Annotated in this window: 11 protein-coding genes and 1 pseudogene; 8 read left to right on the forward strand and 4 right to left on the reverse strand. The window is 42.4% G+C overall.

The genetic code is table 11. The annotated features are described in order from the left end of the window. Positions 1-736: 736 nt before the first annotated feature. Positions 737-1,957, forward strand: coding sequence for an AAA family ATPase (locus tag OCU38_RS13550; RefSeq protein WP_023403245.1), 1,221 nt, complete (start codon positions 737-739; stop codon positions 1,955-1,957). Positions 1,958-1,960: 3 nt separating this feature from the next. Beyond that, a complete protein-coding gene (locus tag OCU38_RS13555) occupies positions 1,961-2,935 on the forward strand; it encodes a ParB/RepB/Spo0J family partition protein (RefSeq protein WP_261824748.1) in 975 nt (324 codons plus the stop codon). Between the two features lie 67 nt (positions 2,936-3,002). Here OCU38_RS13555 and OCU38_RS13560 read toward each other — a convergent pair whose 3' ends face one another. Then, entirely contained in the window at positions 3,003-4,271 is a 1,269-nt protein-coding gene (locus tag OCU38_RS13560) for a mechanosensitive ion channel family protein (protein ID WP_261824749.1), read from the reverse strand. Between the two features lie 254 nt (positions 4,272-4,525). Between OCU38_RS13560 and OCU38_RS13565 the strand changes: the two genes are divergently transcribed. Both OCU38_RS13565 and OCU38_RS13570 read left to right on the forward strand, forming a co-directional pair. Beyond that, the gene (locus OCU38_RS13565; protein WP_261824750.1) at positions 4,526-6,628 is read left to right on the forward strand and encodes a tRNA(Met) cytidine acetyltransferase TmcA; all 2,103 of its coding nucleotides are present in this window, start codon (positions 4,526-4,528) and stop codon (positions 6,626-6,628) included. A 179-nt stretch (positions 6,629-6,807) separates the two neighbouring features. Next, a pseudogene (locus tag OCU38_RS13570) lies at positions 6,808-8,001 on the forward strand (ISL3 family transposase). Between the two features lie 60 nt (positions 8,002-8,061). On the opposite strand, the gene OCU38_RS13575 reads toward OCU38_RS13570, so the two are convergent. After that, entirely contained in the window at positions 8,062-10,179 is a 2,118-nt protein-coding gene (locus OCU38_RS13575; RefSeq protein WP_261824751.1) for a type I secretion system permease/ATPase, read from the reverse strand. A gap of 72 nt (positions 10,180-10,251) precedes the next feature. Beyond that, on the reverse strand, positions 10,252-11,643 hold the full coding sequence (locus tag OCU38_RS13580; RefSeq protein WP_261824752.1) for an HlyD family type I secretion periplasmic adaptor subunit: 1,392 nt from the start codon (positions 11,641-11,643) through the stop codon (positions 10,252-10,254). A 336-nt stretch (positions 11,644-11,979) separates the two neighbouring features. Here OCU38_RS13580 and pdxH point away from each other — a divergent pair, with 336 nt between their 5' ends. Together pdxH and OCU38_RS13590 are read left to right on the forward strand one after the other, a co-directional pair. Beyond that, positions 11,980-12,621, forward strand: coding sequence for a pyridoxamine 5'-phosphate oxidase (gene pdxH / locus OCU38_RS13585; protein ID WP_023405696.1), 642 nt, complete (start codon positions 11,980-11,982; stop codon positions 12,619-12,621). A gap of 206 nt (positions 12,622-12,827) precedes the next feature. Then, positions 12,828-13,223 (forward strand): ACT domain-containing protein, encoded by a 396-nt coding sequence (locus OCU38_RS13590; RefSeq protein ID WP_261824753.1) that lies wholly within the window; start codon positions 12,828-12,830, stop codon positions 13,221-13,223. 117 nt (positions 13,224-13,340) lie between these two features. Here the strand turns inward: OCU38_RS13590 and OCU38_RS13595 are convergent, their stop codons facing one another. Continuing rightward, a complete protein-coding gene (locus OCU38_RS13595; protein ID WP_261824754.1) occupies positions 13,341-13,901 on the reverse strand; it encodes an RICIN domain-containing protein in 561 nt (186 codons plus the stop codon). Between the two features lie 338 nt (positions 13,902-14,239). Here OCU38_RS13595 and OCU38_RS13600 point away from each other — a divergent pair, with 338 nt between their 5' ends. Both OCU38_RS13600 and OCU38_RS13605 read left to right on the forward strand, forming a co-directional pair. Beyond that, on the forward strand, positions 14,240-14,575 hold the full coding sequence (locus OCU38_RS13600; RefSeq protein ID WP_261824755.1) for a hypothetical protein: 336 nt from the start codon (positions 14,240-14,242) through the stop codon (positions 14,573-14,575). Position 14,576: 1 nt separating this feature from the next. Further along, positions 14,577-14,873, forward strand: coding sequence for a hypothetical protein (locus OCU38_RS13605; RefSeq protein WP_261824756.1), 297 nt, complete (start codon positions 14,577-14,579; stop codon positions 14,871-14,873). Positions 14,874-14,994: the final 121 nt, after the last annotated feature.

A 14,994-nucleotide genomic window follows, 5' to 3' on the forward strand; every position in this document is an offset into this window, starting at 1 on the left:
TTGGGCTATTTTTGTACCTTATTTTCTGTAAATGCCCATTCTACTTGATGTTTCCCGTAATCTAGCGAGGAATTTACATGCTTCCGTGTTGAAATTACACTTGATCATCGATCCGAAAAAGATCCTGTAAAGTATCGGTAAACCTTGATCATATCGAATTGAGACTCTGCTCATCGGTTACCTTGATCATTGTTTCGAGTTTACGCAATTTTGCTGAGTTATCTTTATTTTTGCTTAGGAAGAATGATCAAGGTCTTCACTTGATCATTCTTCCGCTTTTAGTGGCGCACAGTCATTTGCCACTTCGTCAGCGTTGAGTGTAGAGCAAGGTGATTATGATTTGACCGGTTGCTGAATAATGTTAAAAAAGCACTGAGTTTTTAAAATATAACTCAATAATCATCAGCGTAGCTATATTGGGTTGCAAATGACCGTAATTCATACAGCTTTTATCATCGTTCCGATTATTGTGGTAAAAATGGGCTTGTGGGTGGCTATTTATCCTGCCCTACCCTATTTTGCGCTTTTTAGTCTGTTTACATTGTAAATAAGTGACTCCTGTAACTTTTAAAATCTATAAAGTTTTTCGACTAGTTATCGGTGTAAATCTGACGTCACTATGGCAATATTACAGGTTATTTATGTGATTCAACCCATTAATAAATGTTCAGCACTTAATTGAATTATCTCGTATTAGCTGTACAATTAACTTAGTCATACATTTATGGGAAGAATGATGAAAAGAGAATCAACGATAGATAATCTTTATCAATTAGCAGAACAAACAAAACAGGTTCAAGCTGATCGTATTGAAATTGTATTGGAAGAGCGAAACGATGAGCACTTCCCTGCAATGTCTAAAGCATTGATGGAAACTCGCTCTGGCTTGACTCGCAGAAAGCTAGACGACGCTATCAGCAAAATGGAAGCCAAAGGGCATCAATTTACAAAAAACAACGCCAATCACTACTCTATTTCTTTAGAGGAGGCTCATCATTTGATGGAGTCTGCCGGCGTTGAAATGTTTCACGAGCGCAAGCGAAATCAAAACAATAAGCCTTGGGTTGTCAATGTGCAGAACCAAAAGGGTGGCACAGGTAAGTCGATGACTGCGGTTCACCTAGCGGCTTGTTTGGCACTGAATTTAGATAAGCGTTACCGCATTTGTCTTATTGACTTGGATCCGCAAGGGTCACTACGACTGTTTTTAAATCCGCAGATCAGTATTAGCGAGCACGATAATATCTATTCAGCGGTTGATATTATGCTGGATAATGTACCGGAAGATACCGATGTAGATTTAGATTTTCTGCGTAAGAATGTACTACTTCCAACGCAGTATCCAAACCTGAAAACCATTTCAGCTTTTCCTGAAGATGCTATGTTTAACGCAGAAGCGTGGCAATCACTATCGCAAGATCAATCTCTTGATATTGTTAAGCTACTTAAAGAAAAGCTTATCGATAAAATTGCTGATGACTTTGACGTTATCATGATTGATACCGGTCCACACGTTGATCCATTAGTTTGGAATGCCATGTACGCATCAAATGCGTTATTGATTCCGTGTGCCGCTAAGCGATTGGACTGGGCGTCAACGGTTAACTTCTTCCAGCATTTACCGACGGTATATGAGATGTTCCCTGAGGACTGGCACGGATTAGAGTTTGTTCGTATGGTGCCAACCATGTTTGAAGATGATAATAAAAAGCAGGTATCGGTTCTGACTGAAATGAACTACCTGTTACAAGAGCAAGTGATGATGGCGACCATCCCAAGAAGTCGTGCATTTGAAACTTGTGCCGATACATATAGCACTGTGTTTGACTTAACCCCAGGTGATTTTGAAGGGGGCAAAAAGACACTTGCAGTTGCTCAAGATGCGGTTCAAAAAAGCGCATTAGAATTAGAACGTGTGCTTCATAGCCACTGGGCGTCATTAAATCAGGAGGATTAAGGTATGGCGATAAAAACATCCGACTTGAACGCTAAATTATTTGGTAAGGCTAATAAACGTAGAGCAACAACGCCTACAGAAGCGCAAACCGCAGCTAAAGAAAACGCGCAAGTGATTGAACTTGCGGTGGCAGGGCAGGATATGGTCTCCTTCCAGTTACAACGTATTCCTGCAGCGAAGATTGAAGAGCAGACAGTAGTTTTTTCTGACAATGCTCGTGAACAAACGTTTCTTAATGAACACGCGTTGTCGGATATTCTGGATACTCTCAAAGACCGTGGTCAGCAATACCCAGCGGTAGGTAGAAAGAATAGCCAAGGTCAAATCGAAGTTCTTGATGGTAGTCGTCGTAGAAAATCGTGTATTTTGGCGGAGAAAGACTTTCTCATTTACGTTGCTGAAGACATTAATAGCGAACACGCTAAGTTTTTATCTGACGTTGCTAATGCGCACAAGCCACTTTCTTTGTATGAACGTGGCCGTGAAATGCAAGCCAAGCTAGATTCTGCAGAAGTGAGTGACCAAAAAGGGCTCGCATCGCTCTTTAAATGCAGTGAAGCATTGGTGAGTGGGGCATTAAAAGCGGCCTCATTGCCATTACCATTATTGCAAGCGTATCCAAACGTAACCGAGCTTGGGCGTCCAACTATCGTTAAGCTACATAAACAGTTTAATGAGCTTGAGGAAGCCGCACAGCAGGGTATTTTAGATAAGTGTCAGCAAGACGGTGCTTACGTTTGGCAACGTTTTAGCGGTATTAGCGAAGCTAAGATCACCAAGCAAGTATCCTTGTTACTTGAAGGTTGGATTGCTGAGGTCAACGAAACCACGCATAAAGAAGCGAAAAAGCCTGTAGAGCTAGTAAAAGGCAAAGCGACTTACGTTCGTAAAGGTCAGTCTTTAGCGTTAAATTTGAAAAAAATCGATGACTCTTTAGCTCAAGAAATTATTCAGTTTATCGAAGCTAAATTGAAATAATCGCCAGTCGTTTATTTACTACAAAATAGAATGCAAAACGGGTATCAAGAAATTGATACCCGTTTTTTTATGCGTTAATCGAAGCATAAGGTTTGACGGTTTTAAGATCAAACTCTTTTAATATGGAGTAAATATGGTCAAATAAATCGGCTTGGGCGCGTTCATAATCTTTGATACTGGTTTTGTTTACGTAGCAATAGATTTCGATAGGTAGTCCGAAACGATTACTTTCTAGTTGGCGCACAACAATGGTTAAGTCCTGTATGACTGCGGGGTGTGTGGCGAGATAACTAGCAACGTATTCTCGAAAGCAGCCTAAATTTGTTAAACGTCTAAAGTTAATAGGATCGGCATCTTCAGGTAGGGTTTTATTGTATTGCTCGATTTCTTTTTGTTTACGCAATATGTGAGTTTTCAGCAATCTAAATCTTTGCATTCGCTCTAGCATATCAGCGTCTAAAAAATTAATACTCTCAGTATCAATAAACAAGGCTCGCTTTATGCGTCTTGCGCCCGTTTCTTCTACGCCATACCAGTTAATAAAAGGTTCACTGACTAAGGTTTGTGAAGGGATCATGGCAATGGTGTTATCCCAGTTTTTGACTTTAACGGTGGTGAGCGTCACTTCTTGTACTGTGCCATCAACATTGTGATTGTCGAGCTGTATCCATTCGCCTGTGGAAATCATTTTGTTGGCGGCTAGCTGAATGCCGGCAATAAACCCCATTATGGTGTCCTTCATAACAAAGGCTATCATCCCAGCCATTACACTGACTCCAGATATGAGATAAATAGGTGTTCTATCTAAGATATGCGATATGGTTAGCAACACAGCTAATGCAACGAAAGCGAGTTTGAAAAACTGTACTATGCCGTGTAGTGGTAAACGGTGGCCAAATTGCTTGGTGGCTAGAACAATTAAGCTGATATCGAAGATCACAAACAGCGCTCTTAATACGAGAATGGCTGCGCCAATTTCCAGAAAAGCATTGATGGTTTGGCCGAGAATCGTCACCTTAGGAATGATTAATTCAAAGGTCGACATCACCAAATAGTAAGGCAAGATTAAGGAAACCTTTTCTGGAAAGTGTTTTAGTTCAATGGCTCGTTTTATTTTTTCATCATAACTGCGGATACTTTTGCGCACAAAGGTGCGGGTAAACTGACGAACGATGAAGCAGGTAAGGGTTGAAAACAATAACGTGATCAGTATTAGCGATGCGTCAGCGAATAAATCGTACCGGTCAAAGGTAACGCCAAATAATGATAGGAAATCAATCAGTAGATGTCCTAGATGATCGGACACCCAAGTGCCGGATGTTTCGACTTGCTCCATTAGATAAACCTCCGTGTTCTATCTTTTTCTTATACTAAGCCTTTCATTTGGTGAGAGTAAAGCTGCAATGAATCTTACTTATCAGAAACCAAGCATCTTACTGATCTTTGCTGTGATATTCATTCATAGCTAAGCTCCGCTTAGCTTTTTATTCACATCAAATCTTTTCTCTATTCTGCTATTCTATGCCAATACTGGATTTGATAACTAATAACTAGTAATCAAACTTATAATCAAGAAAACAGGTGACTCCCTTGCCATACCATACTCACGCTCAACAGTTGATTGCGTTGCAAAATCAGGCTTTAGAAAGCTCACACCGAATTGCTGTGGTGTTGGCGGGCACTGTGCAGTGGCAACAACAGGTATTGCAGCAGTTGGGGGAATTGCACCACTATCAAGGGGCGTTAATCTTAGGTGAACGCAGCTTAAGTTACGCGCAAACTGTCTCATTTAAACAGGCTCGTCAAAAGTTAGGTCAAGAAAGCGATCTTATTATTGCCGATTTGAATGCCCCTTTTGATGCCAATGGTTTTACTGCTGTCTCAGGCACTTTAAAGGGTGGCAGTTTATTGGTTATTTTGCCAAATACTCAGCCGTCGACTCATTCTCAGTTATGGTTGGAAAAAGCTTGTCAGGCATTTATTCGTATTGAGCAAGCTTCTACGCGCGGCTTTGAGGTAAACGCCATTGAATCCATTGCTTCCTCATTTAGTGATACTAGCGACGGTAGTAATCGTTTCTTACAACAAACACAAGTTATAGACGCAATCCATAAAGTTTTGACTGGTCATCGCAAAAGGCCTTTGGTTATTACCGCGGATAGAGGACGAGGGAAGTCAGCGGCATTAGGGATAGCGGCGGGACAGATCATTAAAGAGTCCAATAAAACAGTATTGGTGACAGCGCCCAGTACACAAGCAGTAAAAACGTTATTCGAGCACGCCGCGAAGCAGTTAGGTACAGCGCCGCAAAAAGGTTATACGCTAAGTACCAACGGTGGCGGCACATTGCGTTTTATTGCGCCTGACGAATTACTTAGGGAAAACCCCAACTGTGATTTGTTGCTGATTGACGAAGCTGCCGCCATTCCTTTGCCTCTGTTGCAATCCATTGTTGAGCGTTATCACCGTACTTGTTTTGCGACTACGGTGCACGGTTATGAAGGTTGCGGACGAGGGTTTTCAATAAAGTTTTCGGCGTGGCTGAATCAACATCGTGTTGGTTGGAAGTCATTAAAGCTGACACAACCTATTCGCTGGAACGCAGAGGATCCAGTGGAAGCATGGTTATTCGACACTTTCTTACTTGATGCGGAGGTTGAATCTTTTGCGCTAAGCGATTATTCGAACGCCACACTGACTCTGATTGAGGTTGACGCAACAACAGAGTGTATCGCAGCACTGCGAAAAGCTTTCGGTTTATTGGTCAATGCTCATTATCAAACATCACCAAACGATGTGTTTCAATTGCTTGATGATCGCAATGTGTGCCTGTATCAGGTGTTACTAGAAGGAGATGTAGCCGGTGTCATTCTTGGCTATCGCGAAGGTGGTTTGAGTGAAGCTCAACTACAAGATATTCAGCTTGGGCGAAGAAGACCAGCGGGCCATTTAGTCCCAGTCTCTATGGTTGCACAACTTGCGAATAACGAACCGGCAACGGATTTAAGCCTTAGAGTGATGAGAATAGCAGTTCATCCGCAACTGCAAGGCAAAGGAATGGGCAGTTGGATGTTGTCGCAACTGGAGTCGTTACAGGGCAATGAGGTGGCATACCTCTCTACCAGTTTCGGTGTGACGGGTGAGCTCTTTAATTTTTGGCGTAGCAATGACTTCGATGCGGTTCGTTTAGGCAGTAAGCAAGACCAAGCCAGTGGCTGTTTTTCGGTGACTATGGTTAAACCATTGTACAGCCGCCTTGCATGGAGAGAAGAGGCCAAGACACAGCTTGTTATCAGCTTGCTTGATACCGCGTCAGATATTCATTTAAACCTTGCGACCGAAGTGTTGGTTGCGCTGTTAGTCGATGCTCCTTCAACGACCGAAGTTTTAAGCGAGCGTCTACAAAAATTAGTCTCGAACTATGTACAGGGCGGTTCTAGCTTTGAAGCGACGCGCGCTATAGTACAGCAGTTATTATTGGCTAAGCTAACTTCTGCAAAGGATTACGTTGCAGGTGATGACTTGAGTCACTTTGGCTTGAGAGAGTATGACTCGATTTATGTTATTGCTGAACTGTCGATCAAGAAGCTAAGTTGGGCGGCGCTTTGTCAGCAATACGGATTTACTGGCCGTAAACAAGCTGAAGCGCATTATCGCCAGGCTATTACAGCTTTAACGCCAATATCGCTTTGATTTACAGTGTAAATTGAGATGTTTTGCTCATTACCGACGATTTACACTGTAAATTCGAGAGCATTAACAGTCAGTCATTAAAAAGGTTCATCGCGGATTAGCGGGTTCTGAAAAACAAAAACGGTAGTTAATGGTATGGTTACATCGCCAAACACAACCTTCCAAAAACTACCGTCTTCATGCCAAATAATACTTTTCTATCTTCCTTCTGGGAAGGCTTTCAGATTATAAAGTCCCATAAAACTGACTCTTTAATTACAATTACCTTAAAGCCTAACGCCACTGCCACATGCCGATGTGGCCGCTCATCTGATTCGATTCATGACTATCAATGGCGAGTGTTCAAGGAAACCATGATGCTTGATATTCCTGTCGAGCTTTGTGTGCAAACTAGGCGGGTAAAATGCCCAGATTGTGGCGTAAAAACAGAGGCAATTTCTTGGATTGCTCCGTATGCGCGAATCACAAATCGACTAAAAAGCTATATCGAGAAGTTACTCCCACTTCTACCAATTAAGCATATCTCTGAGCTAACAAACGTGCATTGGCACACCGTTAAGCAGATTGATAAGCAACGTCTCAAGAGAGTCGTGCCTCCCGTGCATTGGAGTGACTTACGCCAACTGGTCATGGATGAATTTGCTATCTTTAAAGGTCACCGATATGCGACCGTCATTGCTGACGCACAAACTCATCAAGTGCTTTGGGTTGGTATGGGAAGAAGCCGAAAAGACATCCGTCCGTTCTTTTAGGAACTGGGAGAGCATGCGGTTAACATTGAAGCTGTGGCGATGGATATGAACACAGCTTTTGATCTTGAAGTACAAACACACTGCCCAAATGCTCGTATCATCTATGACATGTTTCATGTTGTAGCTAAGTTCGGTCGAGAGGTCATGGACAGAGTTCGCGTCGACCAAGCTAATCAACTAAAAGCTGATAAAAAAGCACGTCGCTGGATAAAACGCTCGCGCTGGGTGTTATTAAAAAACCGAGAGAATTTAAACGCAAAACAGCAGAGCTATCTTGATGAAATATTATCGATTAACCGAGACCTCATGATAACACACTTGCTAGGGGCTCTGCTGAAGGAGCTTTGGTACTGTGAGTCAGAGAAGCAAGCTCAAGGGCTATGGGAAGTATGGTGCCAGCAGGTGAGAGAAAGTGGCATACAACCACTAATCAACTTCGCTAGAAAGCTCAAGCCTTACCTTCACGGAATAGTAGCGTCAGCATCGTATCATCTGAATACTTGTACACTAGAAGGGATCAACAACAAGATAAAACTGATCAAGCGAATGGGGTATGGCTACCGAGACACAGAGTACTTCTTTTTAAAAATCAAAGCGGCCTTCCCCGGAAAACCGCGATGAACCATTAAAAAGGGCCACAACAGCAAATTGTTGTGGCCCTTAAATTTACAGTGTAAATCGTTATTGATTGACACTCTTTAAGTTTCCTTTCTTAAGTTCAGCTAGAACTTTCTCTTTCGGGCCATCCGCCACAATAGCGCCTGCACTCATTACGATTAAGCGATCCACTACTTCGAGCATAGAGGTTTTATGGGTGATAAGCACTAATGTTTCTTGCTGCGATAGATTTTTAAGTTCGGCTTTAATTAGGGCTTCGGAGCGGTTATCCATAGCACTGGTTGGCTCATCAAGCAAAAGTACCGGAGGTCTGCCCAGAAATGCTCGGGCAATAGCAACCGCTTGACGTTGTCCTCCAGAAAGCAGCTGACCACCTTCACCGACTTGTCTTTCTAATCCTGCCGGGTCTTTCATGGTGAAGTCCGTGACGCCAGCGCGTTTAGCCGCAAGTAACACCTCATCATCTTCGGCAAGTTGTTTACCGAGGGTGATGTTGTCGCGAATTGAACCGTAAAATAAGGTGATGTCTTGTGGTACACAACCTATGTTGCTTCTCACGTCAGTATGGTGCAATTGTTGGATGTCGGTATCGTCAACGCGAATATGTCCCTGTGTCGGCTTATACAGGCCCATAATGAGACGTTCGAGAGTGGTTTTACCCGAACCAATACGACCTATAATCGCCACCTTTTCTCCCGGACGAATAGTGACACTGAGATCTCGAATAGAAGAAACCGGAGAATCAGGGTAATTGAAGCTGACTTTATCGAGCTCAATTTTGCCTTGTAACACTGGGCGATGAATGTAGCGCTTATCAGCTTCTTGCTCATCAGGCATACTCATGACTTGTTCGATAATCGTCATTGATGACTTTGCTTGATTGTAGCGAGTCGAAAGCAGGGCCACCTGAACCAAAGGACCAATGGCGCGGCCACTGAGCATGGTGGCGGCAATCAAGCCACCCATGGTCAGTTCTCCTTCTGAGATAAGATAAACCCCCATTATCAACATACCCACATTGGATGCTTGTTGTAGAAATCCTGCTGAGTTTTGCACGCCGTCTGTAATGCGACGACTTTTGATGTTCCAGTTTGCCATGTGCGCCACAGCTTCTTCCCAGCGATATTGGAACTGACTTTGCGCGCCAAATATTTTTAGTGATTCTAATCCTGCTAGACTTTCGATTAAGTTAGCGTATTTTTGCGAAGCGAGGCGAGAGCCTTCTTCGATGCTGTTACGTAGCGGTCGTTGAATAATTAATGAGTGTAAGATCAGCAAAGTCACACAGACGATAGGTACCAGCACTACGTTGCCCGCAATCAACCAAATAACGAGTAAGAACAGCAAAGCAAAAGGCAAATCAATTAAGGCGGCTATTGTGGCTGAAGTAAAAAATTCTCGAATAGATTCAAATTCTTGTAGATGTCTGGCAAACGCCCCAACTGATGGCGGACGTGCTTCCATTCTGATTCCCATGACTTTGCTAAACAGCTTTGAGGAAATCAGAATATCTGATTTTTTACCCGCTACATCAATGAAATAGCTTCGAAGCGATTTAAGTAGTAAGTCAAAGATAAAAATGACCACGATGCCGCTCGCGAGCACCCATAAAGATTCAAAGGCTAAATTGGGAACAACTTTGTCGTATACGATTCGAGTGAATAGGGGAGTGGCAATGGCAAAGATATTGATCAAAATAGAGGCAATTAAAACATCACGATAAATAGAGCGCGATTCTTTCAATGTTCCCCAAAACCAATGCCCTTTGCGGGTTTTGAGTATTTCAGGTGAACGTTGATCAAAGCGGAACTGTTTTTTTATTAAAAAATAACGGCCGCTATAATCTTCCTCTAGTTCGGCAAGAGTCACGGTTGTGGCGACAAATCCTGTTTTAGGGCTGACAATTTCAGCTTGCCCATTGTTCTTGTCTACGCTGAGCAAGACACAGGCTTCGTTTTCTCCTGTCAGTAATATGGCAGGCAGTACTAATGTTGATACTTTCGATAAAGAAGCGGATTGCTCTTTTGCCACCAAACCTGCACGTTGTGCTGCGCGTGAGAACAAAATAGGGGTTAGCTTGCCGTCAGGGAGAGGTAATCCGTTGAGCAGTGCTTCTGGCGAGTTGGAGAGGCCGTAGTAGCGACTGATATAGATCAGTGAATGTAATAGTGAGTCTTTCATGCGTTGTTGTCATCCTTGGCAGCGTTATTGAGCCTTGATCATGCTTTCGTGCATTTACGGGTAAGTGTTTGTTTATTCGCGTAATGCGCGGCCTTTAGCACTTAACACTGGCTTTAGTAGATAGTCGAGCACGGTATGCTTGCCGGTAATAATATCCACCGAAGCTGTCATTCCAGGAATAATCGGTAATTGACCGTTGCTACCAAACTCTGTTTGTTCTGTGCGAACTCGTACTAGGTAAAAGCTATTACCTTCTTCGTCCTGAATGGTATCTGCACTGATATGGTCGAGCTTGCCTTGCAGACCGCCGTACTTAGTGAAGTCATAGGCGCTAAATTTTACGATAGCAGGCAGATCGGGTCGCAAAAATGCGATGTCTTGCGGGGCAATTTTTGCTTCCACGACTAGCGTATCTTCACTCGGCACTATCTCAACTAAATCCATGCCCGGCTGAATAACGCCACCGACCGTATTGGTGTATAGCTTTTTGATGGTGCCAGTGACAGGGGAGGTGACGACGGTACGGCTAACTCTGTCCTCAAGGCCCACGGTGCTTTGAGTCAGCGCCGATAATTCATCTTGGCTTTGATTTAATTTTTCTTGTTGCTCGGAGCGAAAATCAAGAGCGGCATCAACTCGACTGAGCAGTTTTTCTCGAATAGCGGCGTTAAGTACAGGGACTTGCCCACGAGCTGAATCAAGTTCTCTTTTAGTATCAATAACTTGACGTTTTAATTTAATAAATTCTATTTGCGGAACTATGCCTTCTTCTGCCAGAGGCTTCATTAAGTCATATTCTTTTTGTGCAAACTCATACGCTTGTCTAAGGTTAGAAATTCGACCACGGGTCTCATTCATGTCTTGGATTTTTTGAGCGATTCGCTCATCAATCACTTTTAGTTGGTTTTTTAAATTACCGAGATCTTGTCGATATTCTACTCGCTGTCTGGCTGCCAACTTGGGTTGATTCTCTTCAAAGTTAGTCGGATACACCAGTTTATTGGTGCTAATTATTACACTATCGCGCCAATTATTTAGGTTGACGTTATCTTTTACTTCAATGCTGGCGACCGAAGCGGAGAGTTGCAGAACTTTGGCGGTTAAGTTGTAGACTTGCTGTTCACGCTCTCTGAAGTCGGATTGAAAGCGTGTATCATCGATGAGCAATAGTTGCTGACCTTGCGTGACTTGTTGCCCTTCACGTACCAAAATGGCTTTAACCAAGCCACCTTCTAGGTTTTGTACCACTTGCAGTTGGCTTGAAGGAATCACCTTGCCGTTTCCTACTGTGACTTTGTCTATTTCAGCCCAGTGTGCCCATGCGACGGCGCAGCCAAAGAATAGCAACACTAACCACAGTAGCAGTCTGGCATTTGAAGGTGTATTTAACAGTAGCGCTGCGGTTTTATCATCAACGTATTCTAGCTCGGTTCGACCGAGGTTTTTTAGCTTTTCTTGACTCATAGGCCATCCATTTGCGCATTGAGTGATTAACAGTCCGTTGCTAGGGTGAGGGAACAATGACAACCGTTCGCAAAGACATAACCCTATAGTATGCCTGTTTGTTGTAAATGTTAAGTAAATGTACCTTACTATCGCTTGTCATGTAATGATTGGTGGGCATGTAGACGATTGAATTTTAAGTATAATTACCAAACTATGTATAGCGTCATTGGCGGTATGTCTAAATAGCTTAAAAAATGAGAGAAGAGTTAAGCTAAATGAATATACAGGTAAAACCTTCTTGAGATATTTATCTCGAAAGCGCAAAATTTAACAAAAGTCATTTGAGGATGTGAAATGAAGTTAACGGATATTCGTCGCGACTATACGCTGGGCGGTTTACGTAGGAAGAATTTAAAAGAAAACCCAGTAGATCAGTTTAATTTGTGGTTAGAGCAGGCGATTGAAGCAGAGTTGACGGATCCTACCGCAATGACAGTGGCAACCGTTGATGAAAACGGTCAGCCGTATCAACGAATTGTGCTGTTAAAAAGTCTTGATGACCAAGGTTTTGTATTTTATACCAATTTAGGCAGTCGTAAGGCACTTCATCTACAAGATAACAACAAAATCAGCCTGCACTTTCCGTGGCATCCATTAGAGCGACAAGTTCATGTGACGGGTGTGGCTGAAAAGCTGACTGCGGCAGAAAACTTTAAATACTTCACCTCTCGACCAAAAGGAAGTCAACTAGCGGCAATAGCCAGCAAGCAAAGCTCGCGCATTTCAGCGCGTGGAATTTTGGAAGGTAAGTTTTTAGAGCTTAAAAAGAAATTTTCTGATGGTGAAATACCTATGCCGTCATTCTGGGGTGGATATCGTATTAAGGTTGAATCTATCGAATTTTGGCAAGGTGGAGCTAATCGTTTACATGATAGATTTATCTATACTCGTGTGGGTGATGCTCAACAGTGGGAAATTGAGCGTCTTGCGCCATAATTTACACTGTAAATATCATACCAATCACACTAAGTAAGTGATCAGAACTAGCGCAGGAAAAATGCTCGAGAACAAGGCAGAATTTTTCGATAAGTAGTTATTCTACAATCAAAAATTCTAACGCCGTTATCGAGCATTTTAACAAGCTAGAATGACCAGTTATTTAGTACGATTGGTATAACTATTAGCACTAGAAAGGGCCTATGATGTCAGGAATTACAGAGTTAACTCAACTACTCGAATCAATGCAACCAGAGTTGCAAAATGATGAATTTGTATTTTGTACCGTACAAGGTGAGCTGCAAGATTTTGTCGCGTTAAATCCGATTGCCACTTTTATCGAATCTGAAGGGCTGACTTTAGTTGTAGAGAAACAAGCCGCAGAAAAAGCGCAGCTGGCATTTGATGGCAGTTTTAAAAAGATCACGTTAACGGTGCATTCAAGCCTTGAGGCGGTCGGCTTAACGGCGGCGGTTGCGACTAAGCTTGCACAAAAGGGCATTAGCGCGAATGTTATTGCTGCTTTTTACCATGACCATATTTTTGTGCAAAGCGCCAAGGCTGAGCAAGCGTTAGCAGCTTTGCTAGAATTTCAGAAGTAATGGGTAGACTGCTTACCAATCATTATTGAGGAATAAGCTCATTTTGAATTGCTTGCTGATTTATGGGATCTAACTTAGGTTAGATCCCATTTTTATGTCTAAGTAACACAACACCCGCTATGCTTCGGGTACGATTGTCCATTGTTTTACACTTTCTTCTGACTCATCACATTGAGTTAACTGTAGTGCTCTTTTTACCCACGGGCCGGCTTCTTCAGTGGTTGATACAACGGTTAAGCAGTAACTGGTATCGGCTTGCAGTCTAAAAGTTTTATCTTCTTTGTTGTAAACAAATCCCTGATGTTTAGCTTCACTGCATTCTAGTAGCGCCACCTCAGTTTTCCCTTTTGCTAGCAATGCCTGCATACATAAGCCTTCATAAGCGTAGGATTGAACCCTGTTGGTTTGAGCATCGTATTCAAATCTAACATCATGCCCTGAATAGTTTCGGGGTGAGCCTTCTGGCCCTTTAGGTTTACAGGAGTGAGTTTGCATTAGCTCTGATTGCCCTGGTCCATAGGTGTCAATGCAGAATCCATAACCGTTAGGCTCATCTAAATTGTCACTTAGTACAATGTATGGGGGAAGTGTTGGGACCTTGGGTGCAGCGGCAGAAACATGCGCGGCAAATAGGGTAAAGATGGATAAAACCGATACTTTAAAAAACGAACGATTCATTGGTATTCCTTTATTCTATGAATTTATCTTTTTAAAACAGCACAATATAACAATGCCTGCTATGCATAAGTGTAGTTCCTTTTATACGGGTATTGATTAGAAAATTGGTGAGCTTACGCAAAAATTAACTATCTAAATGCAATGCATTCGTTGTTATCTAACGTAAAATTCCAATTGGATGAACGCTAAATCTCACTGACCCTATCGACATGCTTACCCTATGTGAGAAGTTATCTTTACCTTCTGGAGTTGCAATCATTAAGGAGTAAGATGTGCGCCAGATAACATCCGTTCATTTTATAGACGAATGTAACGGATAAATTAGCATAGGAATAGCCATGAAATTTAGTAGTAAAGTTGCCTTGATGTTGGGAGTGGTATCTTCCGCTGCATTAGCAAACGAAATTGTAGCGCCATTGGATGGCGTTGAGGTGGTTACAACCCAATTGCCGACTCTATCGATTCAAAACATATCTAACGAGACGGTTTCAATTAATATTTATGGTGAAACACTGAAGTTAGCTCCGACTTCTGGCGTTCAGTATGCGTGCAAAGGCTACCATGATCTTGAATTGCAAGTGCTGAATAATGATCACGACTACTTTGAAGTGCCTTGTCAGTCCAAAGTGGTGTTTACTGAGCTATTTAAAAATCAAAGAAAGCAGGGCGAATAAGATGAAAAAGATATTTGTGTTATTGGCTGTTTGCTTGCTTTCATCGTGTAATGTGACCAATTCTGATGGTTCTTCAGTATTTACTTACTCTTCTTGTAAAATTACGGATTCTAATGCGCCATTTCGTTATCAACAACAGCATGATGAAAAGCAGTGTTGGAATGCCAAAGCCGATGGTTATACGAGTAAAAGCAGAGCAGTCGATTGGTGTGATGAGAAAGTACATGATTATGTTTCGGAGAAGTACCCGACAAATTACACGGTTGAATTTAAAGTTGAGTCTACTTACTGTAAATAGCCACTCTGTAAATACCTACCTTTGAAATATAAATAAGTGTCGCTGGTTCGGCACTTTTTGATTCTCAATCAATTGGTTTTAGCATAAAAAAAGGATCTGACATTGGTCAGATCCTTTTTTG

Source organism: Vibrio neonatus (genome assembly GCF_024346975.1).
Lineage (GTDB): Bacteria > Pseudomonadota > Gammaproteobacteria > Enterobacterales > Vibrionaceae > Vibrio > Vibrio neonatus.